Raw genomic sequence first — 26,428 nt, forward strand, 5'->3', positions numbered from 1 at the left:
TCAGACGCCGTAGAGCACCGCGATGCCGACCGTGACCACGACCGCCAGGAGCAACTGCAGCGGGAGTCCGACCCGGGTGAAGTCGGTGAACCGGTAGCCGCCCGGCCCGTACACCATCAGGTTGGTCTGGTACCCGATGGGAGTGGCGAAGGCGGCCCCGCCGGCGAACAGGACCGCCAGCAGGAACGCGAACCCGTCGGCGCCGACCCGGGAGGCGGTGTCGACGGCGACGGGTATCATCAGGACCGTCATCGCGACCGGGGTGATGAGGGCGGCGACCAGCCCGGAGACGACGAAGACCAGTCCCAGCAGCACGAGCGTCGGGACGAAGGCGCTGACCTCCGCGAGGAGAGCCGCCACCAGCGCCGCACCCCCGGTCCGCTGGAGCGCCATCCCGAGCGGGAGGATGCCGGCCAGCAGGAAGATGACGTTCCAGGAGACGGCGTCGTACGCCTGCCGGGTGGAGAGGCAGTCGGTAACGAGCATCACGAAGACGCCGGCCAGCGCCGCGATGACGATGGGCAGCAGGTCGAGGGCGGCCACCAGCACGACCCCCGCGAGCGTCGCGAGCGCGATGGGGGTCCGGTCCGAGAGTGGCTCGGGCTCCACCTCGTCGAACCCGAGCGGACGCTTCGGCTCGCGCACCAGGGCGAGGTCGTCCGTGTCGGTGAGGTACTGCGCCGCGGCGGGCGTCGTCTGGAGCAGGAGTGTGTCACCGGCCCGGAGGCGGCGCTCGGCGAGGTCCTCGCGGAGCAGTTCCCCCTCGCGCTTGACCGCCAGGACCGTCGTATCCAGGCGCCGGGTGAGGATGCTCTCGCCGATACTGGTGCCGACGAGGTCCGAGTCCGGGAGCACGACGGCCTCGACCAGCTGTCCCCGCTCGCCCAGCAGGTCCTCCTCGGTGACGACCTCGCGGGGGAGCTGCCGGAGCGTGTATCGCTCGACGAGGCGGTTCAGGTCCCGCAACGTCGACCGGACGACCAGCGCGTCACCCGTCTCGACGATACGGTCGGTCGTCGCCGCGATGACACCCTCGCCATCGCGCTCGATGCGCAGCAGGTCCGCCCGAACCTCCTCGTCGCCATCGATGACCTCCTGGACCTCGTGGACCGACTCGCCCACGAACGGTGATTCCTCGCGGACGGTGACCAGCGAGAGGTGGTCCTCCATCTCGTAGGCCTCCGTCAGGTCCGTGTCGACGGCCACCCGCTCCGGGACGAGCCACCGGCCGACAGTCACGAGGTAGACGATACCGACGACGAGGACGACGATTCCGAGTGGCGTGAACTCGAACATCCCGATGGGGCCACGATCCAGCAGGTCGACGGCGAGGTCACTGGCGATGAGGTTGCTCGCCGTCCCGACCAGCGTGAGCTTGCCGCCCAGCATCGCGGCGAACGACAGCGGCATGAGCAGCCGCGACCGCGAGATGCCGGCCTGTTCCGCGAGGTCGGTCACCATCGGGATGAACACCGCGACGACGGGCGTGTTGTTGACGAAACCCGCCGAGAGACCGGTCGTGGAGACCGTGGCCGCCAGCACGCGCCGCTCCTCACCACCCGTGATCCGGCCCAGGAAGAGCCCAAGTCGCTCGACGATACCGGTCCGCTGGACCCCCTCGCTGAGGATGTACATCGCCAGGACGGTGAGCGTCGCGGCGCTCCCGAACCCCGACAGGGCCTCGGCGGGCGAGACCTGCGTGAGCGGTTCGAGGACGGCCAGTGCGACCAGGATTCCGATGGCGGTCACGTCGGGCGGGAGTTTCTCCGAGACGAACAGCGCCAGTGCCGCGAACACGAGGCCGAACGTCACGGCCATCCCCGTCGTCACTGGCGGCAGTGCCATACCAGGTCGGCGACGGCCCCCGACAAAACGATTTGCCCTGTTCCTCCATTCGAGGCGGAGCGGACCGCCTCACCGACGACGGCGGGCGACCCGTTCCTCTGCGGTCTCCTCGGTGACGAGTTCGTAGAGGAGTGCCCGCCCACCGTCCGCCTTCGGCCGGAGCACCCGGCCGAGCCGCTGTGTGAACTCGCGCTCGCTCCCGCTCCCCGAGAGCACCACGGCGACGTTCGCGTCCGGCACGTCGACGCCCTCGTCGAGGACGTTGGCGGTCACGACGCGCGAGTAATCGCCCGCGCGGAACCTCTCGAGGATCTCCCGGCGCTCGGGGGCCGCGGTCTCGTGCGTGATGGCGGGCATCAGGAACCGCTCCGAGAGGCGGTAGACGAGGTCCGTGTACGCGGTGAACACGATGACGCGGTCCCCGCGATGACGGTCCAACACGCGCTCCAGCTCGCGCACCTTGTTCTCGGCGTTCATCATCACCTCGCGGGCGCGCTGCTTGGCGAGCAGCGCCTCCCGGGCCCGGGGGTCGTTGCCGGAGCGCTTGACCAGTTCCTGGTAGTCGCTGCCCGAGCGCAACTGGATACCCGACTGCGCGAGGTAGTCCGTGAAGGTGCCCTGGAACTCCTCGTAGCGTTCGCGCTCCCCGGGCGTGAGTTCGACCGCGACCCGCTTGATGTCGAAGTCCGCGAGGTGGTCGCCGGCGAGGTCATCGGCCGAGAGCCGGTGGACCACGGGCCCGACCAGCTCCTCGATGACCTCGTGGGCGCCGTCGGGTCGCTCGAAGGTGGCGGTCAGTCCCATCCGGGCGGGCGCCGCCAGCAGGCGGGCGATGTCGCGGTACCCCTCGCCGCCCAGGTGGTGGACCTCGTCGAAGACGACCAGTTCGAACCGACCACCGAGTTCGTCCGCCCGGAGGTAGGCCGAGTCGTAGGTGGAGACGGTGATATCCTCGACGCGCTGTTCGCCGCCGCCGAGGCGGCCGACCGGTACGTCGAACTCCGCAGCGAGTTCGCGCTCCCACTGGTCCAGCAGGTCGATAGTCGGGACGACCACGAGCGTCGGCGCCGACCGGGCGGCGATGGCCGCGATGGCGACGACGGTCTTCCCGCTCCCGGTCGGGAGTTCGAGCACCCCGCGACAGTCGGCGTCGCGCCACGCGTCCAGCGCGTCCCGCTGGTAGTCCCGGAGCTCGTAGGCGGTCGTCAGGTCGGGGAGGTCGGCGGGCGCGAGAACCGAATCCACCACCGCCACGTCCCGCTCGGCGAGGGCGTCCCGGAGGTCCGCGTAGCGATGGGCGGGCGCACGCCACGACTCCGAGCGGTCGTCGTAGGTGACGCCGGGGAGGTCCGCGACGACGGACTCGGGACCGCGGAGCAGGACGGTCCCCTCGTCGAAGTGCAGACGGACGGTGTCGGCGTCGGTCACGTCAGGCGGTCCGTGACGGGACGTGTTGAATCCGGCGGGGTGGCTGCGTCGGAATACGAACGATATTACCGGGCCAAAAGACAACCATGCAGATTATTTCGGGTATAGTTGACTAAAATGGCTGATACTCCCGTTCACATCGGGTCAGACAACCAGTCGACCCGGTACCTACGTAGTAGCCGACCTCCGTGATGAACAGGAGGACCGTCGCCCCGAGGACGGCCCAGACGACCGTCGCAACGCTCTGCGGGACGGCCATCCTGACCGCGGGGAGCTCCACGACGGCGAAGACCAATGCGTACCCGGCGATGATGACTGCCAGTTCGAGCGCGATTCGGGAGCGGGGTCGCATGCCGGGGGGGCTGCGGTGCCTGCGGAATACGGGTTCCCCACGCCGGTTCTACAACCCTTATCCGCTACCGTCGCCAACCCCGAGCCATGAGCGAGAAGGACGCCGCGGCCGACGGCGAGGACGCGGCGGACATCGACGGAGCAGTCGAGGACGACGCCCCCACGGACGTCGAAGCCGACGAGGACCTCGTGGCCCGGGTCGAGGAATCCGACCCGGAGACCATCGCCCGCGAGATCGCCTCGCTCCGGTCGGCCCGCCACGATGCCGAGGACGCCGCCGCGGAGTACGAGGAACGGGTAGAGGAGCTCGAGGAGAAACTCAAGCGCAAGCAGGCGGAGTTCCAGAACTTCAAGAAGCGGATGGAGCGCAAGCAGGAGGAGCAGAAGGCCCGCGCCACGGAGGAACTCGTCGAGCGCCTGCTCGACGTGCGGAACAACCTCGTCCGGGCGCTCGAGCAGGACGAGGACGCGGATATCCGTGGCGGGGTGCGGACGACGCTGGACCAGTTCGACCGCGTGCTCGACGCCGAGAACGTGGTCGCCATCGAGCCGGAGCCGGGCGAGGAGGTCGACCCGCAGCGCCACGAGGTGCTGATGCGCGTCGACAGCGACCAGCCGGAGGGGACCGTCGACGAACTCCACCGACCGGGCTACGAGATGGCCGAGAAGGTGCTGCAGGCCGCACAGGTGACCGTCTCCGACGGCGCGGACGAGTAGCGACCGGCGACGACAGCGATCCGGCGCCCCCCGAGTCCGTCTGGTCGACGGGCCACCCACCGGGGCCACCCTTTTGCGGCCAGCCCGCCCACGCTCGGGTGATGAGGGACTGCGGCCATCGCCGGCTCCGGCGAGGACCAGGGGCCCGACCGTGAGCGGGGCCGCCCCGCTCCGGGTGATGACGTACAACGTCCGGTACGCCGCGCTGGACGACGGCCCGCGGGCGTGGGAGCACCGCCGGGATGCGGTGGCATCCACGGCCCGGGTCCACCGGCCGGACGTGCTCTGTCTGCAGGAGGTCTGGCAGGACCAGCTCCCCGACCTGCGCGAGCGACTGCCCGGGTACGAGTGGGCCGCCGAGCGCCAGCGGACGGGCGAACACACGCCAGTCGGCTACCTGCCGGATCGGCTGGCCGTCGAGGGGATGGACGTCTTCGCGCTGGCTCCCGACCCGGAGGACATCGGCACGGTCGCATGGGACGCCGCTGTCCCGCGGGTGGCGACCGAGGTCCGGTTCCGCGACCGACGCGGGGACGCGACGTTCGACCTCGTCAACGTCCACTTCGACCACGCGGGCGCGCTGGCACGTCGCGAGAGCGCACGCCTCGTGCGCGAGCGCCTGGCCGGGAGCCGTGCGTTGCTCGTGGGGGACCTCAACGCCCGCCCGGCGTCCGACCCGTACCGCTCGCTCGTCGGGCATCCCGGGCCGTTCGCCGACGCCAGACTGGTGGCGGAGACACGGTTCGGCCCCGGGGAGACGTTCGTGGGCTTCGCCGGGGAGGGTGTCGAGGACGGGACGGAGTTCGCCCCGACGACCGGCAAGCGCATCGACTACGTCCTCGTCCGTGGCTTCGATGTCGACCTCTACGCGACCGTCGCCGACGTGGATGCGACCTGGCGCCATGCCTCCGACCACCTGCCCGTCGTGGCCGATTTGCGGCCGGCGATCCCGGACTGACCCGCGCCGGGTCCCGGACGACGCGCTTGTGATGCGCTTCTGTTTGTACGTATCGGTCGCGGCTGAATGGTGAACACGAAACCGCAAGCGGGCGACGGGGTCGCTACGAGGCGAATCGACCCGATTCAGCAAGGCTTAACGGCGCAAGACTGCTACTCCAGTCCAACAATGGCGAGCAACAAGATCCTCGGCATCGACCTGGGGACCACCAACTCCGCGTTCGCAGTGATGGAAGGTGGCGACCCGGAGATCATCGCGAACGCCGAGGGCGACCGCACCACCCCCTCCGTGGTAGCGTTCACCGACGACGGCGAGCGGCTCGTCGGCAAGCCCGCGAAGAACCAGGCCGTCCAGAACCCCGAGCGGACCATCCAGTCCATCAAGCGGCACATGGGCGAGGACGGCTACACGGTCGACATCGAGGGCGAGGAGTACACGCCGGAGCAGATCTCGGCGATGATCCTCCAGAAGATCAAGCGCGACGCCGAGGAGTACCTCGGCGACGAGGTCGAGAAGGCCGTCATCACGGTCCCCGCGTACTTCAGCGACCGCCAGCGCCAGGCGACGAAGGACGCCGGCGAGATCGCCGGCTTCGAGGTCGAGCGCATCATCAACGAGCCGACGGCCGCGTCGATGGCGTACGGCCTCGACGACGAGTCCGACCAGACCGTCCTCGTCTACGACCTCGGCGGGGGGACCTTCGACGTCTCCATCCTCGACCTGGGCGGCGGCGTCTACGAGGTCGTCGCCACGAACGGGGACAACGACCTCGGCGGCGACGACTGGGACCAGGCGCTCATCGACCACCTCGCCGACGAGTTCCAGAGCGAACACGGCATCGACCTCCGCGAGGACCGGCAGGCGCTCCAGCGGCTCAAGGACGCCGCCGAGGAGGCGAAGATCGAGCTCTCCAACCGGAAGGAGGCAACCGTCACGCTCCCGTTCATCGCGGCCGACGACGACGGACCGAAGGACCTTGAGGAGACCATCACCCGCGCGAAGTTCGAGTCGCTCACCTCGGACCTACTCGACCGGACGGTCGGCCCGACGGAGCAGGCCCTCTCGGACGCCGGGTACGACAAGGGCGACATCGACGAGGTCCTCCTCGTCGGCGGGTCGACCCGGATGCCGCAGGTCCGCGAGAAGGTCGAGGAGATGACCGGACAGGACCCGCGCAAGTCCGTCAATCCGGACGAGGCCGTCGCGCTGGGTGCGGCCATCCAGGGTGGCGTCCTCTCGGGCGACGTGGACGACATCGTCCTGCTGGACGTGACGCCGCTCTCGCTCGGTATCGAGGTGAAGGGTGGCCTGTTCGAGCGGCTCATCGAGAAGAACACCACCATCCCGACCGAGGAGTCGAAGATCTTCACGACCGCGGCGGACAACCAGACGATGGTCAACGTCCGCGTCTTCCAGGGTGAGCGGGAGATGGCCGAGAGCAACGAGCTGCTCGGCGAGTTCCAGCTCACCGGCATCCCGCCCGCGCCGGCCGGCACGCCCCAGATCGAGGTGACGTTCAACATCGACGAGAACGGCATCGTCAACGTCGAGGCCGAGGACAAGGGCTCGGGCAACAAGGAGGACATCACCATCGAGGGCGGCGCGGGCCTCTCCGACGACCAGATCGAGCAGATGCAGGAGGAGGCCGAGGAGCACGCCGAGGAGGACCAGAAGCGCCGCGAGTTCGTCGAGACGCGCAACGACGCCGAGTCGGCCGTCCAGCGTGCCGAGACGCTGCTCGACGAGAACGAGGAGGAGATCGACGACGACCTCCGGGGCGACATCGAGGCCGAGATGGAGCGCGTCGAGGACGCCCTCGACGAGTACGAGGACGTCGAGTTCGAGGAGATCGACGAGGCCACGGAGGCCCTGGAGTCGGCGACCGAGAGCCTGACCCAGGAGCTGCAGGAGATCGGCAAGCAGATGTACCAGCAGCAGGCCCAGGCCGGCGCCGGCGGTGCCGGTGCTGGCGCCGCGGGCGCCGGTCCGGGCGGCATGGGCGGCGGCCCCGGCGGCATGGGTGGCGGTCCGGGCGGTGCCGGCCCCGGCGCCGAGGCCGACGACGAGGAGTACGTCGACGCCGACTTCGAGGACGTTGACGAAAACGACGAAAACTGAGTCGTTTTCGTCAGCCCGTCGGACTACGTCCGACGACGTCGACGACGACGAGGAGTAGCTGGTCAGTTCGCGGCGGTCAGCCCCCGATACTTTTGCGACGGTGGCTCCTTGTTCCCACATGAGCGACACGGGTGGGGATGAACTGACCGAGTCCGAGCGCGAGCTCATCCGGCAGCTGGACGACGCGCGGGTCGTCGAGATGCTGGAGACCGAGGGGAGCCTGACCGATTCGGACGCGGACCGGACCCGTGTGCAGAAACAGCTGCTCGACGACCTCGGGTTGTTCGACATCGATCCGGCGGAGTACGATCTCTCGGATGCCCTCCGGAACCGTATCGAGCACCTGCGGTACGTCAACGTCGAGGGCACGGCCCAGCGGGAGCCGTCGGCAGCGGTCAGGCGGGAGGTGGCCGAGCGGCTCCGCGAACTCGGCTACGAGCCATCACCATCCGACGACGACGGCCAGTAGGGGTCTCCCTGCGACTCAGACAGTCCACTCGCCATCGATGATCGCAAGCGCCCGCTCGGCCTGCGCCGGGACGCCCTCGCCCATCCGCTCGTACATCGGGTCGTCGACGCCACCCCGCAGGTAGCGGGCGTAGAACATCTCCCCGAGCGCGGCCATCTTGAACGCCGCGAGCGCCAGGTAGAAGCGCCGGTTCTCGAACTCACGGCCGCTCCGCCGCTCGTACCGCGCGACGAACTCGGTGCGCGTGGGGTAGTCCCCGTGGGCCAGGAACGACGGGGCGAACCGCTCGTCGGCGACGACATCCGTGCCGCCGTCGGGTGCCATCTCGTCCGGCCAGAAGTGGAGCGCGTACCCGAGGTCGGCGAGCGGGTCGCCCAGCGTCGACATCTCCCAGTCGAAGACGCCGGCGATGTGGGGCTCATCGTCGGGCGCGAACATCACGTTGTCGAGCTTGTAGTCGCCGTGGACGAGCGCGTGGTCGCTCTCCCCGGGCACGTTCTCGGCGAGCCAGGAGCCGACCTCGTACAGCTCGGGCACCTCGCGTTCCTCGCTCGTGGTGTCGACCGCCCAGATGACCGCCTCCTGGAACCGCTCGACCTGACGTTCGAGGTAGCCCTCCGGGTAGCCGAAGTCGCCGGCCACGAGGCCGACGGCGTCGTAGTCCACGTCGTGGACGGCCACGAGCGCGTCCACGAAGGCGTCCGCGAGCGCCTCCCGTCGCGTGGGCGTGGCGAACCGTTCGGGCTCCTCCGTGTAGATGACGTCGCCGGCGACGCGGTCCATGACGTAGAACGGGGCGCCGAGGATGGATTCATCGTCGCACGACGCGACGGTCGGCGCGACCGGCACAGCCGTCCCCTGGAGCGCGTCGAGGATGCGATACTCGCGGAGCACGTCGTGGGCGGTGTCGGCGGTCTCGTCCGGCGGCGGCCGGCGGACGACGAGTTCCCGGTCGCCCCACGTCACGAACAACGTCTCGTTGGAGTAGCCCCCGCCCTCGCCCGTCACGTCGAGCGAGTCGGCGGGACCGACCTCGCGGTCGAGGAAGGACGACAGCGCCGCCGTATCGAGGGCCGAATCGGCCGGGTCGGACATGGCACTGAGGCCGGGTGGAACGGGCAAATAGCTTCCCCCGGAGCGGTCCGTGGCTCCGGGAGCGGCGGCTCAGTCCGCGATTCCCTCCCGCTCCCGCAGACTCTGGCGGCGCACCTTCCCGGTCGTCGTCCGGGGGAGTTCGTCCACGAACTCCACCTCGCGGGGATACTCGTACTTCGCCAGGCGGTCCTTCACGTGGTCCATCAGCGCCGAGCGGAGGTCGTCGCTCGCCGCCTGCCCGTCCGCGAGCACGACGAACGCCTTCGGGATCTCGCCGCGCTCCTCGTGGGGCACACCGATGACGGCGGCGTCGGCGACGGCGTCGTGGCTGGCCAGCGAGTCCTCGATCTCCTCCGGGCCGATGCGGTAGCCCGAGGAGATGATGACGTCGTCCTTCCGGGCCTCGAACGAGAAGTAGCCGTCCTCGTCGACCGTGCCCAGGTCCTCGGTGAGGAGCCAGCCGTTCTGCACCTTCCCGGCGGTCTTCTCGGGCTTGTTCCAGTACTCCTTGAAGCAGATGGGGTTACCCTCGTAGCGGATGGCGATCTCGCCGACCTCCCCCGGTTCGACGGTCGGCTCCGCGGTCTCCGGGTCGACGACGGTGACCTCGTAGCCGGGTGTGGCCAGGCCCATGCTCCCGGGACGTTTCTCGGCCAGGGTGGCGTTCTCTACGACGGCCACGTTGGCCTCCGTCTGGCCGTACCCCTCGTGGACGAGCGCGCCGCCGAAGGTGTCCTCGGCCCACTCGGCGACGGACTCGCCCAGCGACTCGCCGCCGCTGCCGATGACCCGGAGCGAGTCCACGTCGTACCCCTCGCTCGGTACCTGCATCATGAACCGGAGCGCGGTCGGCGGGAGGAACGCCATGGTGATGTCGTAGCGGTCGAGCAGGTCGAACGCCGTCGCGGGGTCGAACTCGCCGCCGTGGTGGGCCAGCACCGGCCGGCCGTAGAACAGCGCCGTGAAGACGATGTTGAACAGCGAGGCGATCCACGCCCACTCGGCCGGCGTCCAGAACCGTGTCCCCTCGCCGAACTCGAAGTTCCCGACCGTCTGGATGCCCGGCAGGTGCCCCAGCAGCACCCGGTGGGCGTGCCGGACGCCCTTCGGGTCGCCCGTCGTCCCGGAGGTGTAGATGAGCAGGGCGTCGTCCTCGGCGTCGGTCTCGACGGCCTCGTGGTCGGGGGACCGGTCGGCCACGGCGTCGTCGTATGAGCGCTCGTCGTCCTCCGGGTCGCCGTCGACGACGAGCACCGACTGGAGGCCGATGTCGTAGTCCGCCCGGGCCCGCCGGAGCGCGTCGACGTTGCTCCCGTCGACGATGCAGGCGTTCGCGTCGGCGTCGGCCAGCCGATAGCCGACGCCGTCCGGGCCGAACAGCGTCGACAGCGGGACCGAGACGGCCCCCAGTTTCCACGCGGCGACGTGAGCGATGGCGGCCTCGGGCTTCTGTGGCAGGTTCACGCCGACCCGGTCGCCCCGCGCGACACCGCTGGCCGCGAGGTGGTTGGCGAGGCGACTCGCCGCGGCCTCGAACTCCGCGAAGGTGTAGGTCCCCTGCTCGCCGGACTCACCCTCGACGAACAGCGCCGTCGCATCGGGCGTCTCCTCGGCCCAGCGGTCACAGACGTACGCCGCCATGTTGAACCGGTCCGGGACCTCCCACTCGAACCAGTCGCGTAACTCGTCGAAGCTCTCCCACTCGTGCTCGTGGAACTGGTAGCTGTCCAGGCGTTCAGTCGTGGCCATGACAGGTGGCACCGGTGGACGGACCAAAACCGTTCCCCCCGGAGTGGCCCGGACGGCCGCCCGCTACAGCGGTTCCTCGCCGTCGACGATGCGCTTCGCCCGGGCGGCCAGTTCCGGGACGCCCGCCTCCAGCGCGGCGTACAGCGGATCGTCGGCGTCGCCGGCCCGGTAGCGGAAGTACATCGCCTCGGTCGTCGTGACGATCTTGTACGCCGCGAGCCCGCGGTAGAACCGCTCGTCCGTGAACTCGCGTCCAGTTCGTGCCTCGTACCGCTCGACGAGGTCACGCCGGGTGGGGTAGCCCTCTCGCTGCATGAAGGTCGGGACCAGCCCCTCCGGCAGCGCCGGCGCTGGGTCGCCCTCGTCGCGCCAGAACAGGAGCATCCAGCCCAGGTCCGCGAGCGGGTCGCCCAGTGTCGCCAGTTCCCAGTCCAGTACGCCCGTGATGCGCGGCGGTGTCCCGGGTGCGAACATCACGTTGTCGAGCTTGTAGTCGCCGTGGACGAGCGTGTGGCCGCTCTCCGCCGGGACGTTGTCGGCCAGCCACTCGCCGACCTCGCGGATGTGGGGCACCTCGCGGTCCTGCTCGGTCGTCGGGAGGAACCACTCCAACTGCTCGGTGAACGTCTCGACCTGGCGGTCGAGGTAGCCCTCGGGGTAGCCGAACTCGCCCGCCGCCAGGCCGACGGCCTCGTGGTCGACGGCGTGGACCTCGGCGAGCGTGTCCACCAGCTCCTCGCCGACGGCACGGCGGTGCTCGACCGTCGCGAACCGCTCGGGCTCGCTCGTCCGGAGGACATCCCCCTCCAGTCGCTCCAGCACGATGAAGTCACAACCCAGCACGTCCGGGTCGTCGCATGTCGCCACGACGTCGGGGACTGGGACCTCGCCGGCGACGGCATCCATCACGTGGGCCTCGCGGAGGACGTCGTGTGCACCCTCGGCGTGGTCGCCGGCGGGCGGCCGCCGCAGAACGAGGTCGCGGTCGCCCCACTCGACGAACAGTGTCTCGTTCGAGAGGCCGTCGCCCTCGCCCGTCAGCGCCAGCGGCCCCTCGGAGTCGAGCGTCCGTCCGAGGAAGGCGGCGAGCGCCTCCCGGTCGATGTCGGCTGTCATGGGCGGTGGTCGCACGTTCCGCACAAAACGGTTCGGGCGCGCCTCACAGCGCCCGGGCCGACCGGACCGCAAGCAGGAGGCCGACGGCCGTGGCGGCCCCGCCGACGGGGGCCGCGACGGCATCGAGCCCGCTCGGCAGCAACTCGCCGGCCAGCAGTTCGACCGTCACCGTCGCGGCCAGCGCCCCGACGGCCGCCGCCGGCGCCTTCCAGCGCTGGGACGGGCGGGACCGCTCCGCGACGAGTGCGTACAGCGCGAGTACCAGGAACAGCACGGCGACCGGCGCGACGGGCCCGAGGAGGAACGGCGAGCCGAACACGACCAGCGCCACGCCGATAGTCAATCTGAGCCACAGGGACCGGGAATCGGGGTCGGACATGGCGGCTTCGGGCGTACCTTCCACGGGACGAACTTAGCAACTGCTGTCGCCCGGATCGAGCAGGAAGAGCACAGATAATCGACGACATCCACTCATATACTTATTATAGCTGCACTAACCCAGATGTATCTATTTTCACACTCATCTTCGCCAGTCAACAGTTATCTCCTCAGCCAGCGATCCAGTATCATGGAAACGAAGCACATCCTGCAGCTGTTCGCGGCCGGTCTGATCCTTCTGGGTCTGCTGGGTATCGTGGCGGGGTCGGTGCCCGGCATCTGGTACTTCGGCTGGGAGGGGCGGGAGGCCTGGTACGTCGGGGTCGGGCTCCTGGGGGCCGGGGTGGTGATGTTCGCGGACGTCCGGCGGCGCCTGTTCGGGGACGGCCAGGCCGACGCCAGGTGACGGGCGGCCGTGCAGTGACCACCGGATGAACGGGACGGGGACCGACCCTTCGGCCCGTACTACTGGTTTATCCCCTCGAATCGCGTACCCTGCTGTATGATAACGTCGACCAAGATACGGCAGGCGGTGGAGATGGAGGACGGGTTCGTCATCTACATCAACGGGATGCGGCTGAACAAGCTCCGGGCGCTCCCACGGTACCTGATGGCGGGGCTGAAGGTGGGGAAGATGTTCGACCGACTGGCGGCCGACCCCGACAGCGGATTCCTCGGCTACGAACCGGCGTTGATGGGTCCCCGCCACGGTGCCGCCATCCAGTACTGGCGCTCGCTGGAGGACATCCGGCGGTTCGCCAGCGACCCCGGCGACATGCACGTCCCGGCATGGCAGTGGTTCAACGAGCGCGACGACGGAGGGTTGGCGTTCTGGTCCGAACTGTACGTCATCGAACCGGAGAACTACGAGACCTTCTTCCGGAACGTCGAGGGCGTGGGGCTCTCGCGGTTCGGCCGGATGGTGCCGATGGAGGAGCATGAGCGACAACTCGGGCTGGCCGGAAGCGTGGTGGCGGCCGAGGAGCCGGTGGTGGCAGACGGTGGAACGTAGATTCTGCATACGCGCGCCGAAGGCGCGTGTTTCACCGGCCGGAGCGAGCGCAGCGAGCGGAGGCCGGCCTTTTTTCTGAACGTTTTTTGCGACGAGTGGTGCCGCGCCGCAGGCGCGGCACCCGAGTCGGAAAAAAGCTCTATTTGAACCGGAACGTCTCGAGGTTCTTCGGCGCGAACGTCCGCATGTTGAACTCGTGATACAGCGCCGAGGAGAGGTCCTGTGCGGAGGACTCGTCGCCGTGGACGCAGAGCACCTTCTCCGGGCGCGGGTTCATGGTGCGGACGAAGTTCTCGAGGCCCTGCCGGTCGGCGTGGCCGGAGAACCCGTCGACGGTCTCGACGTCGAGGTTCAGCGTGAGCGTGTTGCCACGACCGCCGCCGTTGCCGCGGTCGTTCATCGGGATCTCGTCCCAGCCGTTCTGGATGCGCCGGCCGAGCGTCCCCTGGGCCTGGTAGCCGACGAACACCATGCGGTTCTCCTCGTCGCCGCCGAGGTGGCGGAGCCAGGACATGATGGGGCCGCCAGTGACCATCCCCGAGGTGGAGAGGACGATGCAGGGGCCGCCGTCGGCCACTTCGAGCCGCTCGTCCTCGCCACCGTCGATGTGGTTGAACTCGTCGGCGAGGAACGGGTTCTCGTCGTCGTGGAAGATGCGGTCCCGGAGGTCGTCGCGCAGGTACTCGGGGTAGGTGGTGTGGATGGCGGTGGCCTCCCAGATCATCCCGTCGAGGTGGACCGGCATCGAAGGGATGTCGCCCGAGCGCATCGCCTCCTCGAGGACGAGCATGATCTCCTGGGAGCGCCCGACCGCGAACGCCGGGATGAGGACCTTCCCGTCGCGCTCGTAGGTCTCGTTGATGACGCGCTTGAGGTTCCGCTCGGAGTCCTCCTGGTCGGTCTGGTAGTCGTTCCGGCCGCCGTAGGTCGACTCCAGCACGAGCGTCTCGACGCGGGGGAACTCGTTGACGGCGCCGTTGAACAGCCGCGTGTCCGTATAGTGGATGTCACCGGAGAACGCGACGTTGTAGAGGCCGTCGCCGATGTGGAAGTGGGCGATGGAGGAGCCGAGGATGTGCCCGGCGTTGTGCAGGGTGAGTTTGATGTCCGGCGCGATGTCGGTGACGTCGCCGTACTCGATGTCGATGCAGTGCTTGATGGCCTCGCGGACCATCTCGGACTCGTAGGGCGGCGTGCGGCCCTCCTTCGCGGCGACGTCGAGGTAGTCCAGCGTCAGGAGACCCATCAGGTCGCGCGTGGGCTCCGTGCAGTAGATGGGGCCGTCGTAGCCGTACTTGAACAGGAGCGGGATGAGCGCGGAGTGGTCGAGGTGGGCGTGGGTCAGGACGACGGCGTCGAGGTTCTGTGCGCCCGCGCCGAGGGCTTCGGGCACCTGGAGGTACGGCACCTCGTCCTCTGCGCCGGGCTTGTCGCCACAGTCGATGAGAATGCGCGTCTCGGCCGTCGAGAGGATGAACGCGGCACGGCCGACCTCCCGGCAGCAGCCCAGCGTGGTGATGCGGACCCACTGCTCGTTGGCCATCTCCTCGCGGTGGATCTGGCGGCCGACGCGTTCGAGGATGTCCCGACGCTCGTCGCGCTCCTGCTTGAGGAAGTTCCGGACGTTCGAGACGGTGGAGGACTCGATGGGCGGCGTGCGGACGACCTCGGGGGTCCAGCCGACCTCCTTCGTGATCTCCCGCAGCGTGGAGCCGTGTCGGCCGATGACCATCCCGGGCTTCTCGGCCTCGATGACGACCTCGCCGGTGTCGGCGTGGAAGTCCAGGTCCGTGACGCCGGCCTCCTCCGGGATGACGTCCATGATGCGCTCGCGGGCCTCCTCCGGGCGCGAGAGGCTGTCCGGGTCCGGCCGGACGGTGATGCGCTTGCGGAGTTTCGAGGCGAGGCTCCGGACGAGGTCGCCGTCGGCCGCGAACTTCTTGGGATCCTTCGTGTAGATCACCAGTTCCGGACCCTCGTACTTCACGTCGGAGATCGAGATATCGCTCGGGACCTCGTCCGTGATCGTTTCCTTCAGTTCGTCGAGTTGCCGCTCTACTGCACTCATAGATGCGAGAACGGGCTCCGGCCCCCGCCACCCGCCGCGTCCGACCGACCGGTTCGGCCGTCTCCGTACAGCGACGTGTGCGACGGGATAACTATCATACCCTCGACCGGTCCGGAGCGTATCCGGACGTCTGCGGGACGTGGTTCCGGAAAACCCGCGTGTACCCCACTCTACCGTCGACTGTTATTAAAAGCCTTCGGGACGACCGGGTCGTATGCGCGTCACACCGGCCCTCGTGGCCGACGAGCACGAGTGGGTCCGCTCGCGAGACAGCGTGGTCGAGCTGATCAACCGCGTCCGCGCCGACCTCGGCGCCGCCTTCGACACGGCGGTCGACCCCGTCTCGACCGAGCAGTACCGCACCGAGGTCGACCGCGTCTTCGCCGACGGCGACGTGGCCGTCAACGTCGCGGCGCTCGTGGGGCTGCTCCGGGACCTCGACGTCGAGGGCGACTACCCGGGGTTCGTCGTGGACGAGTACCTCGGCCGGGAACTGGCCGCGACGGTCGCCAGCACGAAGGGGCGACCCTTCTCGATGCTCGCGGAGGCCACCTTCCACGTCGCCGACGTGGGGACACACGGGGCCCCCGACGAGCCCGCCGGCGCGGACGACCTCGATGCGGCGCTCGCCGCCGGGTTCCAGACGCGGCTCCCTGGCTGGGACTGGACCGAGGGTGAGAGCCCGTTCGCGGTCGGCGGCGGGGACTGAGCGTCCCGGGGCGCCACAGCGACCCGGAAGGCCTATGCGCGCCCTCGTCGGACCGGTCGCCCGTGCAGGTCTCCGTCGTCCTGTGTACGCACACGCTGGAGCGCTACGAGTACCTCACCGACGCCGCCGAGAGCGTCCTCGCGGGCACGTACGACGACGTGGAGCTGGTGCTCGTGAGCGACGGCAACGAGGCGGTCCACGAGCGGATGCAGGCGGAGTACGGGGACCACCCGAAGGTCGTCACGGACTGCCTCGACGAGAACAGCGGCCTCCTGACCGCGCGCAACCACGGGGCAGCCGTGGCCACTGGCGATGTGGTCGCCTTCCTCGACGACGACGCCATCGCCTGCGAGGAGTGGCTGGAACTGCTCGTCGAGGCGTACGAGGCACACGACGCCATCGCGGTCGGCGGGCGGATGACGCCGCGCTGGGAGGCCCCGGACGGGGAGCCCGCCATCCTCCCCGAGGAGTTCTACTGGCTCGTCGGCGTCACCCACCGCGGGTTCGGGCCGGACGGCGACCCGGACGAGGCGGGCTGGGTCCGCAACACGATGGGCTCGAACATCTCCTTCCGTGCCGAGGTGTTCGAGGACCTGGATGGGTTCGACGTCGACATCGGCGGCCGGAAGGGGGACAACCACCTCCAGGGTGGCGAGGCGGAACTCAGCGCGCGACTGCGCGCCGAGTACGACGAACTGGTGTGGTACGTCCCCGAGGCGACCGTCGAGCACCGGGTCTTCGAGTACCGGACCGAGGCGGATTGGCTGCTCGAGCGGGCGTTCTGGCAGGGCTACTCGAAGCGCGGGATGGAGCGGTTCGTCCCCGAATCCACCGGGGACGAGGACGAGTTCCTCGGCCGCCTGCTCACGGAGTTCGCCCCCGGCCGGCTCCGGGAACTCGTGCTGCGGCCGTCGCCGGCAGCGGCGCTCCAGTTGCTGTTCCTCTTCGTCTTCACGGGGGCCGTCGGCGTGGGCTACGGCTACGGCATCGTGAAGTGGGGCTGAGCGCGGGCGGACCAAGCGGCCCAATCGCTAAGCCCTCTCCCCCCGAGCCCCGGGTATGTCGTTCGAACTCACGGCCGAGCAGCGGGCCATCCGGGAAGCGGTCAGGGACTTCGGCGAGTCCGAGATCCGTCCGGTCGCGGCCGAGTACAACGAGCAGGGCCGGTATCCGGAGGAACTGCGCCAGCAGGCGGCCGACCTCGACCTCGTGGCGCCGCACATCCCGGAGGCGTACGGCGGCGCGGGGATGGACGGCGTCGCGACGGTCATCGTCACGGAGGAACTGTGGCGGGCCGACCCCGGCGTCGGGGGTGCCATCGCGGCCGCCGACTTCGGGACCGGGATGATACTCGAGTACGGCGACGAGTGGATGCGCGAGGAGGTGCTGCCGCGTGTCACGGGCGGCGAGACACCCATCGCGACCGGTATCTCGGAGCCGGCCCACGGCTCGAACGTCGCCGGGATGGAGACGCGCGCCAGGCGCGACGGGGACGAGTACGTCATCGACGGCGAGAAGACCTGGATCACGAACGGCACCGTCGCGGACGTCTACATCGTGATGGCCAAGACCTCGCCGGCGGACGGCCACGCCGGCATCACCGCCTTCCTGACCGAGTCCGACCGCGACGGCATCGAGGCCTCGCGCATCACGAACAAGCTCGGCATCCACGCCCAGGACACGGCCGAGATCCGGTTCGATGGCCTCCGTGTCCCGGCCGAGAACGTCGTCGGGGAGGTGGACCGCGGGTTCTACCAGCTGATGGAGTTCTTCGCCCCCGCTCGCGCTGACGTGGCCGGGCAGGCGACGGGTGTCGCGCAGGCGGCGCTCGACGCGGCCGTCGCCTACGCCCGCGAACGCGAGCAGTTCGACCAGCCCATCGCGGCGTTCCAGGCCATCCGCCACAAGCTCGCCGAGATGGCGACCGACATCGAGGCCGCCCGCTCGCTGGCCTACCGTGCCGGCGCGGCCATCGACGCCGGCGACACCGACGAGGCGACCCGACTCGCCTCGATGGCGAAGCTGTTCGCCTCCGAACACGCCGTCGACGTGACCGACGAGGCCATCCAGGTCCACGGGGGCGCCGGGTACGTCGACGACCACCCCGTCGAACGGTACTACCGTGACGCCCGCGTCACGAAGATCTACGACGGCACCTCCGAGATCCAGAAGAACATCATCGCGGACCAGTTGCTGTAGCATCCGGCGTGGCCAGCGACCCCGACCCAGGGATGGCACCATCCGGGGTCGCTCGAACCTCCATCTCCTGACCGAACGGCTCGGCCTACCCCGCGTTTGGCCGTCCCTACCGCGACCGCCTGTCGAGCCAGGACCGGCCCACACGTCTGCGGTACTCGCTTCGGGAGGGGCGGCTCCGGTGTCGAGAGGGCGCTCCCACGGTGAGCCGGCGGTGACGGTACGGTCCTCGCGGGACGGTAATCACCGATGCGTTTAGGCTGGGTACCGACCAACAATCGGACATGAAGTTCGTCGTAGCCGTCGACGGGACGCCTGGGAGCGAGCGCGTGCTGGACCATGCGGCGGCGCTGGCGGGGGCGGCGGACGCCGACCTGGTGCTGGTCCACGCGGTCAATCCCTCCGTGTACGAGGTGATGGACGGGCCCGTCCGGGACGGAAGCAACGCCGAGGAGCGGCTGCTGCTGGAGAGCACCGAGGACGCCGAGCAGCGCGGCGAGAAACTCCTGGAGCGGGCCGCGGCCGGCATCGAGGGGCTCCGTGTCGAGACCGAGCTCCTCTACGGGTCCCCGGCCACGGCCATCGCCGACTACGCCGACGAGGTGGGTGCCGACGGCGTGTTCGTCGGCCACCGGGATCTCAGTGAGGAGCAGGAGCGGATGCTGGGCAGCGTCGCGAAGCGGCTCGTAGACAACTCACCCGCCCCCGTGACCGTCGTCCGCTGAGCGTCGGCGGTCGCGGCGGCCCGGCACGCGCCTGTCCCACAGCGCCGGCCGGGCCGCCGGGACCGGTACCGCTAAGGTACAGGCTCCGGGACGGTCCGGCGTGCCCGAGTCGGTCCCCGACGTCTGCGTCGTCACCCATCCGCTCTCCTCCGCCGGGGAGAACGCGACCCGCAGCCTGCTCGACATCCTCGGCGCGCTGACGGCGGTCTCGCTGGTCACCGCCGACCTGCCCGATGACTCCGAGATCTGGGCCCGTCACGAGGTCGTCGAGCTGACCGACCGTGGGGCGGGGGACTCGCTGCCGGTCGCCGCCGGACGGTTCCTGGTCAACCAGCTCCGGATGTGTCGGGAGCTCGCCCGCCGCGACGAGTCGGTGGTACTGTTCTTCGGTGCCACCGCCTACCTCCTGCCGGTCCTGCTGGCCCGCCTGCGCGGCAAGACCGTCCTCATCGAGCCACGCGGCGACGTGCCGCTGACGCTCCGGCTGCACTGGGAGCAGCGCGTCCCCTCACCGGTCGCCCGCCTGCTCGCCGGCGGGCTCCGCGCGCTCGAACGGCTCGATTACGCCATCGCCGACGGCGTGGTCACGTACACGCCGTCGATGGCGCGCGAACTGGGTCTCGACCCTGACTCGTCGCGGGTGTACCCGAACGGCGCGCGGTACGTCCGGACCGACGAGTTCCGCCCCCTGACGCCGTTCGCGGAGCGCGAGCAGCGGGTCGGCTTCCTCGGTCGGCTGGACGAGGAGAAGGGGGTCCGTGAACTCGCGCGGGTGGCGCAGCGGCTCCCCGATGACGTGACGTTCTCGTTCATCGGCGACGGTGACCTCCGCGGGTGGCTGGAGGCCGAACTGGCAGAGGAGATCGCAGCGGGCCGCGTCGAGCTGCGGGGCTGGGTCGACCACGAGGACGTGCCCGCGGAGCTGTCGCGGCTCCGCCTGCTGGTGATGCCCTCCCAGCCGACCGAGGGGCTACCGACGACCATCCTCGAGGCGCTGGCGTGTGGAACGCCCGTCTACGCGACGCCCGTCTCCGGCGTGCCGGACGTGGTGCGCGAGCAGGAGACGGGGTTCCTGATGGACTCGCGCGACCCCGCCGACATCGCGGCCGGCATCGAGGGCATCCTCGCGCGCGCGGACCTCGCCGACCGCTCCTTCCGGGGTCGGTCGCTCATCGAGGACGAGTACAGCCTCGACGCGGCCGTCGAGCGGTACCGGTACATTCTCACCGACGCCGTGGGGCGATAGTCGCCGGGCGCGGGGCGCGAGAACCGTGGGGGCGGCCTCAGCCGAGGGTCCCGACCAGCCCGACGGCCTTCTCCCGGACCCGCCCGGACAGCGCCACGAGGATGCCGGTGTAGACCGCCGCCCCGACCAGCACGAGCGCGACCGTCGCGTAGTGGTTCCGCGGCACGACCGGGCGCGCCAGCAGGAGGAGTCCCGCCATCAGCCCACCCGCGGCGACCTGGAGACCGATCTCGCGGAACGGGACCGGCGGCCGGCCGATGAGCCTGGTCAGGGCGACGTAGCCCAGCGCCAGGATGAGCGTCGCGGAGACGGCCGTGGCGACCGCGGCGCCGACCCAGCCGAACCGGAACACGAGCACGAGGTTCAGACCGAGGTTGACGGCGATGAACGCGGCGCTGATGCGGAACGCGACATCCGGGCGGTCGAGGGCGTTGATTGCGCTCACGAGCTGTCGGCCGTAGGCAGCGATGCCACGCGCGAGCACCAGGACGAGGAGGACGACCAGCCCCTGCTGGAAGACGGGGTCGTAGATCTTCAGTACCCGCTCGCCGACGACGGCCGCGCCGAACAGGCCGGGGATGATGAAGACGCCCGTGAAGACGAGCCCCTCATCGAGGAAGTGGTGGATGCGGTCGGTGTCACCCTGTGCAGCGAGCTCGCTCAGCTCCGGGAACAGCGTGTTCTGGACCGAGACGGCCACGAGCGCCAGCACCGAGGCGAGGCTCCAGCTCACCTCGTAGATGCCGATGAGGTCGCGCGAGACGAAGAGGCTCAGGACGATGGTGTCCATCCACGAGAACGCGCGCGTCTCGACGGTGCCGAGCCAGGAGTAGCGAGCGTACTCGAGGAGGCTCCCGAGGTGCTCGCGGGTCGGGAGCACCGGACCGTCGCCCGACAGCCGGGCCACCCCCAGCAGGCCCAGCGAGAGTCCGGCGCCCAGCAGCGTCGCGACCACGTGCCCGACGAACAGCGCGGCCAGCCCGACGCTCGCGAGGACGAGGCCGACCTGCAGCCCGGTCCGGAGGAGGCGCTCGACGGCCGTGACGGCCCCGGCGGCCGCGACCCGCTTCTCCCCCTGCAGGGCGTCGGTGAGCAGCGTGAACAGCATATTCGCGACCACGACGCCGGCGAGCAGGGGGGCGAGCGGGACGGTGACGGCCAGCCGTTCGGCCTCCCGCAGCAGGTACGATTCCACCGCACCCGGGAGGGCGAGGATGACGCCGCCGACGAGGAGCGCGGGCAGCGCCACGAGCGCCAGCCCGCCGAAGAGGTAGCGGTCCCCGTCACCGCGGGCGCTGACGCGCTGCTTGACGGCGTCACCGACCGCCGCGGCCGGGATGTTCGCCCAGAAGACCACCGCGACACCCACGGCGTAGACGCCGAGTTCGGTCGCCCCCAAGAGCCGGACGATGGCGAACGTGGCGACGAAGCCCGCCACCGAGACCACGACCTGCGAGCCGAAGTGGACCAGTGTGGTCCGGCCGAGCCGCATCGGTCACCTCCGGCCAGCAGCGACCCTGGTCTCCGTTCGATTCCCGGCCGACGGCTCCACCGACACCGGCGGCTGCATGGCCGCATCTGTCCGGGCCGCCGGTACAAACCTTCCGTCTTCGTGGCCAACCGTCGGCAGTCCGGACCACGGCCCGGGAGAGCGAGCGTGGGTCCCCACGGTCCGCGTGGGGCGGCTGGCAACGGCGGTGCCCGTCGGAGGCCCCGCGCCCGTGGTCGACGTCTTCGTACCAGGTAAATATTATGAATATAGCACCGATAAATCTATTGGAACAGAAATAACTTCTCTAAAGGCGAGATTGTGCAGGAGCTTCGCCATCCACGTTCCCCACCGGGATTCAGGAGGGTCCGCGACGAGGAGCCACCCATGGACCCGAGCGACCTGCGCGCGCTGGCGACGGACGCGGTCATCCTCACGGACGACGGGGTGGTCCTCCTCGAACGGGACCACCCACCGCACGAGGGCGAGTGGGTACTGCCGGGGGGGATGGTCGAACGGGGCGAACGCGCCCGGACGGCCTGCGCCCGCGAGGCCCGCGAGGAGGTGGGCCTGGACGTGCGACCCGTCTCGTTCGTCGGCCTCTACGACGCGCCCGGCCGGGACTCGCGCGGCAACGTCTCCGCGGCGTATCTCTGTGTCCCTCGTGGCGACGGTGAACCGGCGGCCCACGAGGAGGCCCGCCACGTCGACACCTTCGACCCGGCGGACCCGCCCTCGATGGGGTTCGACCACGCGGGAATCCTGGCGGACGCGGTGCTGGACCCGTGAACGGGCCACCGAAGGTCGCTCGTCGGTCCGTCAGCCCATCCGTTCGAAGCGGGCGCCCGTCGGCTGTACCACGTCGTCGTGGGCGCGGTACGGCCCCGGCGTGAGGAACGGAACACCGGAGAGCGCCCGCCGCGTCGCGACGGGCAGCCGTTATCCGGTGCCGGCCCGTCAGGGAGGATATGACCGACTGGACCGCGGCCGACATGCCGGACCAGACCGGGCGGAGGGTCGTCGTGACGGGCGCGAACACGGGGCTGGGGAAGGAGGCGGCCCGGGCGTTCGCGGCGAAGGGCGCCGACGTGGTGCTGGCCTGTCGGAGCGTCGAGCGGGCCGAGGCCGCGAAGGCGGACATCGAGGCCGAGCGGCCGAGCGGGTCGCTGACCGTGCTGGAACTGGACCTGGCCGACCTCGACTCCGTCCGCTCGTTCGCCGACGCCTTCACCGACGAGTTCGACGACCTGCACGTCCTCGCCAACAACGCCGGCGTGATGGCGATCCCCCGCCGGGAGACGGCGGACGGCTTCGAGACGCAGTTCGGCGTCAACCACCTGGGCCACTTCGCGCTCACGGGTCACCTCCTCGACGACCTGCGGGAGACGGGCAGCGGCGACGACCCCGCCCGCGTGGTCACGATGTCCAGCGGCATCCACGAGCGCGGCCGCATCGACTTCGAGGACCTCCACGGGGAGCGCTCCTACGACAAGTGGGATGCGTACGCACAGTCGAAACTGGCCAACCTGCTGTTCGCGTACGAGCTCGACCGCCGTCTCGACGCGGCCGACGCACCCGTCGAGAGCGTGGCCGCCCACCCCGGGTACGCGGCGACGGACCTCCAGCGCCGGGGGCCGGAGATGATGGGCTCGACCCTCCGGAAGCTCGGGATGCGGGTCGCCAACGCCGTCTTCGCCCAGAGCGCCGAACAGGGCGCGTTGCCGTTCCTCTACGCCGCGACGATGCCCGACATCTCCGGCGGGGAGTACTACGGTCCGGGCGGCTTCGCCAACATGCGCGGCGCGCCCGAGCGGCAGCGCTCCTCGAAGCGGTCGTACGAGGAGGGGACCGCGTACCGACTGTGGTCCGTCTCCGAGGAGGGGACCGGGGTGGCGTACGAACTGCCGGACGCGCGCGGCGAAACGGCGTCCGGCGACGCCGCCGGTGCGGCAGCCGACGACTGAACCGCGCGACCACCTGCACCCCCAGACTCAGTCGTCGGCCAGCGGTACCGACACCACGACGGCGTGCCAGCCGTCCTCGTCCTCGAAGCGGACGCCCCCGCCCATCGTATCGACGATCCACCGCACCACCCACAGTCCGATGCCGTTCCCGTGGTTGAGCTGCGTTATCTCCTGCTCCCCCTGGATGAGTGAGCGCTCCAGGCGGGGGATGCCGCAGCCGTCGTCGGCGACCCTGAGCTCCAGCCGCCCACCGTCTACCGCCAGTCGCACGCGCACCGTCACCTCGGGACCGTTGTGCTCGAGGGCGTTCTCGACGAGGTTCGCCACGACCGGCTCCAGTCGGTCGGAACCCGTCACGGTGGCCGGGTCGCCGGGCCGCTCGAACTCGATGGTCCGGTCCGGCCACTCCGAGCGGAACTCCTCGACGACGTTGCCCACGACGGCATCCGGTGGGGGCCCGTCGCCCCGGCTCTGCGCGAGCGCCCGCTCGGCCTGGCGGGCCTTCTCGCTGACCGAGAGCACGCTCTCCGTGGCCGAGCGGAGCCCCTCGATGATCGGCTTCAGGTCCTCGTCGTCGATGTGGTCGGCGAGCAGGCGCGCGTTCCCGTCGGCGATGTTGATCTGGTTCCGGACGTTGTGCCGGAGGACGCGGTTGAGCACCTCGATGCGCCGCTGGCGTCGCTGTTGCTCGGTGACGTCGGTGTAGGTTCCGAACGCCCGGAGCCCGTCGTCGGTCTCGTAGGGGACCGCCCGGAAGAGGAACTCGCGGGGACCGTCCGCGGTCTGTCGCCGGACCTGCTCGGAGACGGGTTCCCCGTTCCGGACCCGCTCGACCAGTCTCCGCGCCGCGTCCACGTCGGGGTCGCCCGTCAGCACGAGGTCCCTCGACGGCAACCCGACCAGTTCCGCGGGGTCGCGCCCGCCGCCGAACGCCCGGGCGAACGGCTCGTTGCACCGGCGGATGATCGGCTCGCCGTCCTCGAACCGGAAATCGGCCACCGGGTCCGGGATATGCGTGAACAGCGAGGCGAACCGGTCCCGCTCCCGCGAGAGCTCCCCTCGCGTCTCGGCCAGCTCCGAGATGTCACGGATGACCGCGACCAGCGGTGGCTCGCCACCCGCGCCCAGCGAGACCTCCAGCTCGACCGGGCGGACCTCGTCGTCGACGTTCACGGTCGTCTCGAAGCGTCCCGGCTCGCCGCCAGTCGTGTTCTGGGCGGCCTCGACCATCGCCGCGAGGTCGGATTCTGGGAGGAGGTCCTCGACCCGTTCCCCCACGAGGTCGTCGCGACCCACACCGAGGAACGTCGCCAGCGAGTCGCTGACCAGCTCGACGCGGAGGTCCTCCCCGACGACGGCCGTCATCTCGCTGCCCTGTTCGATGGCGGTCTCGTACAGCCGGAGCCGGTCACGCTGGACGGCACGCTCCAGCGCCGCCGTCACGCTCTCGCCGAGGATCTCCGCCACGCGCCACTCGAACCCGCCCGGATCCGGGTCCGGGAGCTCGATCCCGAGGGTCCCGTGTTCGCCCAGTGGCACGACCAGCCCGTCGGTCACCTCGGCCTGGTTACCGTACCCGCCCGGGGCGAACAGCGTCGGGTCGAACCGCATCGTCTCGCCCCGCTCGTAGGCGCGTCCCGAGAGGCTCTCCCCGACGGCGACGGGCGACACCTCGGTCAACTCGGTGGCGCTCCCGGCGACCGGCACGAGCTGCCCGGTCTCGTCGTCGTAGAGCCTGACGAGGCTGTCGTAGCCGAGGATCTCCTCGACGGCGGTGGCCGCCACCCGCGCCACCTCGTCGCTCGTCTCGGCGTCCAGCAGCGCCCGGGACCGGTCCAGCAGGGCCGTCACGGCCTCACGCTGCTCGACCCGCGTACTCACGTCGCGCTGGGTCCCGACGAACCGGGTCAACTCACCGCCTTCGTAGATAGGGGTGACCTGGAGTTCGTTCCAGAACGGGGTCCCGTCGGCCCGGTAGTTCCGGACGACGGTCTCGATGGACTCGCCGGCATCGAGGGCCGCCCCGATGGCCGCGGCCTTCTCGGCGTCGGTTTCGGGGCCCTGGAGGAACCGGCAGTCCTCCCCGAGTACCGCCTCCCTGTCGTAGCCGGTCAGCTGCTCGAACCCCCTGTTGACGTAGGTGAGGGGCCGCTCGCCCCCCTGGCCGGCGTCGGCGACCGTGATGGCGCTCTCGGACGCCTCGATGGCCTCGTGGAGCTGTTCGCGCTCGCGCTCCACCCGGCGGTGCTCCAGCCGGTCGCCGATCCACTCGACGATCAGTTCCACCAGCGTCCGCTCGTCCTCGGTGAACGGCGCCCGGGCCTCCGTTCCGCTGAAACAGACCGTCCCGTACAGCTCGCCGTCCACCTCGACGCGACCGCCGACGTAGCACGAGAGCCCGTGCTCGTGGTGGGCCGGGGTGTCGGCCCAGACCGTCTCGTCGACGTTCGGGATCAGCCGCGGTTCCTCGGTCTCGACGGTCTCTCGGCAGTAGGTGGTGGAGAACGAGAACGTATCGCCGGCACTCACGACGTCGCCGACGGCCACCTCGATCGTGTAGTCGTCCGCCGCCTGGTCGACGGTCGAGAGATACCCTGCGGGGAGTCCGAGTCGCTGCCGCCCGATGTCGAGCATCCGCTCGATACGCTCCTCGTCGCTGAGGTCGGGCTCCGCGGAGACGCGGTAGAGCTCCCGGAGTGCCTCGTGGCTCCGCTGGAGGGTCTCGAGATTCGGGTCCCGCATCCCGTCCTTCCCCACATCCGAATCAGAGGGTTCTCTCCGGGACATGAACAGGA

General features: G+C 70.0%; 23 protein-coding genes. 13 read left to right on the forward strand and 10 right to left on the reverse strand.

The window, feature by feature from the left end; genetic code table 11:
* From P2T62_RS12225 to P2T62_RS12235, 3 genes are all read right to left on the reverse strand, one after another.
* A complete protein-coding gene (locus P2T62_RS12225; RefSeq protein ID WP_276257361.1) occupies positions 1-1,845 on the reverse strand; it encodes an SLC13 family permease in 1,845 nt (614 codons plus the stop codon).
* Between the two features lie 69 nt (positions 1,846-1,914).
* Positions 1,915-3,249, reverse strand: a complete 1,335-nt coding sequence (locus P2T62_RS12230) for a DEAD/DEAH box helicase (RefSeq protein ID WP_276261616.1) — start codon at positions 3,247-3,249, stop codon at positions 1,915-1,917.
* 136 nt (positions 3,250-3,385) lie between these two features.
* Positions 3,386-3,625 carry a hypothetical protein gene (locus P2T62_RS12235; protein ID WP_276257362.1) on the reverse strand — a complete coding sequence of 80 codons (240 nt, stop codon included), beginning with the start codon at positions 3,623-3,625 and terminating at the stop codon, positions 3,386-3,388.
* A gap of 86 nt (positions 3,626-3,711) precedes the next feature.
* On the opposite strand from P2T62_RS12235, the gene P2T62_RS12240 reads away from it, so the two are divergent.
* The 4 genes from P2T62_RS12240 to P2T62_RS12255 all read left to right on the forward strand — a co-directional run bounded on the left by P2T62_RS12240 (position 3,712) and on the right by P2T62_RS12255 (position 7,886).
* Complete coding sequence (locus tag P2T62_RS12240; protein WP_276257363.1) at positions 3,712-4,341, forward strand: nucleotide exchange factor GrpE; 630 nt, start codon at positions 3,712-3,714, stop codon at positions 4,339-4,341.
* A gap of 151 nt (positions 4,342-4,492) precedes the next feature.
* On the forward strand, positions 4,493-5,299 hold the full coding sequence (locus P2T62_RS12245; protein ID WP_276257364.1) for an endonuclease/exonuclease/phosphatase family protein: 807 nt from the start codon (positions 4,493-4,495) through the stop codon (positions 5,297-5,299).
* A gap of 168 nt (positions 5,300-5,467) precedes the next feature.
* Entirely contained in the window at positions 5,468-7,417 is a 1,950-nt protein-coding gene (gene dnaK, locus P2T62_RS12250) for a molecular chaperone DnaK (RefSeq protein WP_276257365.1), read from the forward strand.
* 118 nt (positions 7,418-7,535) lie between these two features.
* A complete protein-coding gene (locus P2T62_RS12255; RefSeq protein WP_276257366.1) occupies positions 7,536-7,886 on the forward strand; it encodes a hypothetical protein in 351 nt (116 codons plus the stop codon).
* A gap of 15 nt (positions 7,887-7,901) precedes the next feature.
* On the opposite strand, the gene P2T62_RS12260 is transcribed toward P2T62_RS12255, so the two are convergent.
* The 4 genes from P2T62_RS12260 to P2T62_RS12275 all read right to left on the reverse strand — a co-directional run bounded on the left by P2T62_RS12260 (position 7,902) and on the right by P2T62_RS12275 (position 12,225).
* On the reverse strand, positions 7,902-8,981 hold the full coding sequence (locus tag P2T62_RS12260) for a phosphotransferase family protein (RefSeq protein ID WP_276257367.1): 1,080 nt from the start codon (positions 8,979-8,981) through the stop codon (positions 7,902-7,904).
* Positions 8,982-9,050: 69 nt separating this feature from the next.
* Positions 9,051-10,730, reverse strand: a complete 1,680-nt coding sequence (locus tag P2T62_RS12265) for an acetate--CoA ligase (protein ID WP_276257368.1) — start codon at positions 10,728-10,730, stop codon at positions 9,051-9,053.
* Between the two features lie 63 nt (positions 10,731-10,793).
* Positions 10,794-11,846, reverse strand: coding sequence for a phosphotransferase family protein (locus P2T62_RS12270; protein WP_276257369.1), 1,053 nt, complete (start codon positions 11,844-11,846; stop codon positions 10,794-10,796).
* Between the two features lie 43 nt (positions 11,847-11,889).
* Entirely contained in the window at positions 11,890-12,225 is a 336-nt protein-coding gene (locus P2T62_RS12275; protein ID WP_276257370.1) for a hypothetical protein, read from the reverse strand.
* 189 nt (positions 12,226-12,414) lie between these two features.
* Here P2T62_RS12275 and P2T62_RS12280 point away from each other — a divergent pair, with 189 nt between their 5' ends.
* Both P2T62_RS12280 and P2T62_RS12285 read left to right on the forward strand, forming a co-directional pair.
* Positions 12,415-12,630 (forward strand): hypothetical protein, encoded by a 216-nt coding sequence (locus P2T62_RS12280; protein WP_276257371.1) that lies wholly within the window; start codon positions 12,415-12,417, stop codon positions 12,628-12,630.
* 96 nt (positions 12,631-12,726) lie between these two features.
* Positions 12,727-13,236 carry a monooxygenase family protein gene (locus tag P2T62_RS12285; protein ID WP_276257372.1) on the forward strand — a complete coding sequence of 170 codons (510 nt, stop codon included), beginning with the start codon at positions 12,727-12,729 and terminating at the stop codon, positions 13,234-13,236.
* Between the two features lie 139 nt (positions 13,237-13,375).
* Here P2T62_RS12285 and P2T62_RS12290 read toward each other — a convergent pair whose 3' ends face one another.
* Positions 13,376-15,304 carry a beta-CASP ribonuclease aCPSF1 gene (locus tag P2T62_RS12290; RefSeq protein ID WP_276257373.1) on the reverse strand — a complete coding sequence of 643 codons (1,929 nt, stop codon included), beginning with the start codon at positions 15,302-15,304 and terminating at the stop codon, positions 13,376-13,378.
* Positions 15,305-15,518: 214 nt separating this feature from the next.
* Here P2T62_RS12290 and P2T62_RS12295 point away from each other — a divergent pair, with 214 nt between their 5' ends.
* From P2T62_RS12295 to P2T62_RS12315, 5 genes are all read left to right on the forward strand, one after another.
* Positions 15,519-16,013, forward strand: coding sequence for a DUF7984 family protein (locus tag P2T62_RS12295; RefSeq protein WP_276257374.1), 495 nt, complete (start codon positions 15,519-15,521; stop codon positions 16,011-16,013).
* 62 nt (positions 16,014-16,075) lie between these two features.
* Positions 16,076-17,017 (forward strand): glucosyl-dolichyl phosphate glucuronosyltransferase, encoded by a 942-nt coding sequence (gene aglG, locus P2T62_RS12300; RefSeq protein WP_276257375.1) that lies wholly within the window; start codon positions 16,076-16,078, stop codon positions 17,015-17,017.
* A gap of 55 nt (positions 17,018-17,072) precedes the next feature.
* On the forward strand, positions 17,073-18,212 hold the full coding sequence (locus P2T62_RS12305; RefSeq protein WP_276257376.1) for an acyl-CoA dehydrogenase family protein: 1,140 nt from the start codon (positions 17,073-17,075) through the stop codon (positions 18,210-18,212).
* A 281-nt stretch (positions 18,213-18,493) separates the two neighbouring features.
* A complete protein-coding gene (locus P2T62_RS12310; RefSeq protein WP_276257377.1) occupies positions 18,494-18,934 on the forward strand; it encodes a universal stress protein in 441 nt (146 codons plus the stop codon).
* A gap of 100 nt (positions 18,935-19,034) precedes the next feature.
* Entirely contained in the window at positions 19,035-20,180 is a 1,146-nt protein-coding gene (locus tag P2T62_RS12315; protein ID WP_276257378.1) for a glycosyltransferase family 4 protein, read from the forward strand.
* 37 nt (positions 20,181-20,217) lie between these two features.
* Here the strand turns inward: P2T62_RS12315 and P2T62_RS12320 are convergent, their stop codons facing one another.
* Positions 20,218-21,672, reverse strand: a complete 1,455-nt coding sequence (locus P2T62_RS12320; RefSeq protein WP_276257379.1) for a lipopolysaccharide biosynthesis protein — start codon at positions 21,670-21,672, stop codon at positions 20,218-20,220.
* 384 nt (positions 21,673-22,056) lie between these two features.
* Here P2T62_RS12320 and P2T62_RS12325 point away from each other — a divergent pair, with 384 nt between their 5' ends.
* Positions 22,057-22,458 carry an NUDIX hydrolase gene (locus P2T62_RS12325; protein ID WP_276257380.1) on the forward strand — a complete coding sequence of 134 codons (402 nt, stop codon included), beginning with the start codon at positions 22,057-22,059 and terminating at the stop codon, positions 22,456-22,458.
* 179 nt (positions 22,459-22,637) lie between these two features.
* Positions 22,638-23,633 carry an oxidoreductase gene (locus tag P2T62_RS12330; protein WP_276257381.1) on the forward strand — a complete coding sequence of 332 codons (996 nt, stop codon included), beginning with the start codon at positions 22,638-22,640 and terminating at the stop codon, positions 23,631-23,633.
* Positions 23,634-23,660: 27 nt separating this feature from the next.
* On the opposite strand, the gene P2T62_RS12335 is transcribed toward P2T62_RS12330, so the two are convergent.
* A complete protein-coding gene (locus P2T62_RS12335) occupies positions 23,661-26,390 on the reverse strand; it encodes a PAS domain S-box protein (protein ID WP_276257382.1) in 2,730 nt (909 codons plus the stop codon).
* Positions 26,391-26,428 lie beyond the last annotated feature (38 nt).

Origin of the sequence: Haloglomus litoreum, from assembly GCF_029338515.1 — an archaeon.
GTDB classification, from domain to species: Archaea; Halobacteriota; Halobacteria; order Halobacteriales; family Haloarculaceae; genus Haloglomus; species Haloglomus litoreum.

Coding starts and splice junctions, on each gene's coding strand:
- P2T62_RS12225 (WP_276257361.1), bottom strand. CDS start 1,845: ATGGCACTGCCGCCAGTGACGACGGGGATGGCCGTGACGTTCGGCCTC.
- P2T62_RS12235 (WP_276257362.1), bottom strand. CDS start 3,625: ATGCGACCCCGCTCCCGAATCGCGCTCGAACTGGCAGTCATCATCGCC.
- P2T62_RS12240 (WP_276257363.1), top strand. CDS start 3,712: ATGAGCGAGAAGGACGCCGCGGCCGACGGCGAGGACGCGGCGGACATC.
- dnaK (WP_276257365.1), top strand. CDS start 5,468: ATGGCGAGCAACAAGATCCTCGGCATCGACCTGGGGACCACCAACTCC.
- P2T62_RS12255 (WP_276257366.1), top strand. CDS start 7,536: ATGAGCGACACGGGTGGGGATGAACTGACCGAGTCCGAGCGCGAGCTC.
- P2T62_RS12260 (WP_276257367.1), bottom strand. CDS start 8,981: ATGTCCGACCCGGCCGATTCGGCCCTCGATACGGCGGCGCTGTCGTCC.
- P2T62_RS12265 (WP_276257368.1), bottom strand. CDS start 10,730: ATGGCCACGACTGAACGCCTGGACAGCTACCAGTTCCACGAGCACGAG.
- P2T62_RS12270 (WP_276257369.1), bottom strand. CDS start 11,846: ATGACAGCCGACATCGACCGGGAGGCGCTCGCCGCCTTCCTCGGACGG.
- P2T62_RS12275 (WP_276257370.1), bottom strand. CDS start 12,225: ATGTCCGACCCCGATTCCCGGTCCCTGTGGCTCAGATTGACTATCGGC.
- P2T62_RS12280 (WP_276257371.1), top strand. CDS start 12,415: ATGGAAACGAAGCACATCCTGCAGCTGTTCGCGGCCGGTCTGATCCTT.
- P2T62_RS12285 (WP_276257372.1), top strand. CDS start 12,727: ATGATAACGTCGACCAAGATACGGCAGGCGGTGGAGATGGAGGACGGG.
- P2T62_RS12290 (WP_276257373.1), bottom strand. CDS start 15,304: ATGAGTGCAGTAGAGCGGCAACTCGACGAACTGAAGGAAACGATCACG.
- P2T62_RS12295 (WP_276257374.1), top strand. CDS start 15,519: ATGCGCGTCACACCGGCCCTCGTGGCCGACGAGCACGAGTGGGTCCGC.
- P2T62_RS12305 (WP_276257376.1), top strand. CDS start 17,073: ATGTCGTTCGAACTCACGGCCGAGCAGCGGGCCATCCGGGAAGCGGTC.
- P2T62_RS12310 (WP_276257377.1), top strand. CDS start 18,494: ATGAAGTTCGTCGTAGCCGTCGACGGGACGCCTGGGAGCGAGCGCGTG.
- P2T62_RS12320 (WP_276257379.1), bottom strand. CDS start 21,672: ATGCGGCTCGGCCGGACCACACTGGTCCACTTCGGCTCGCAGGTCGTG.
- P2T62_RS12325 (WP_276257380.1), top strand. CDS start 22,057: ATGGACCCGAGCGACCTGCGCGCGCTGGCGACGGACGCGGTCATCCTC.
- P2T62_RS12330 (WP_276257381.1), top strand. CDS start 22,638: ATGACCGACTGGACCGCGGCCGACATGCCGGACCAGACCGGGCGGAGG.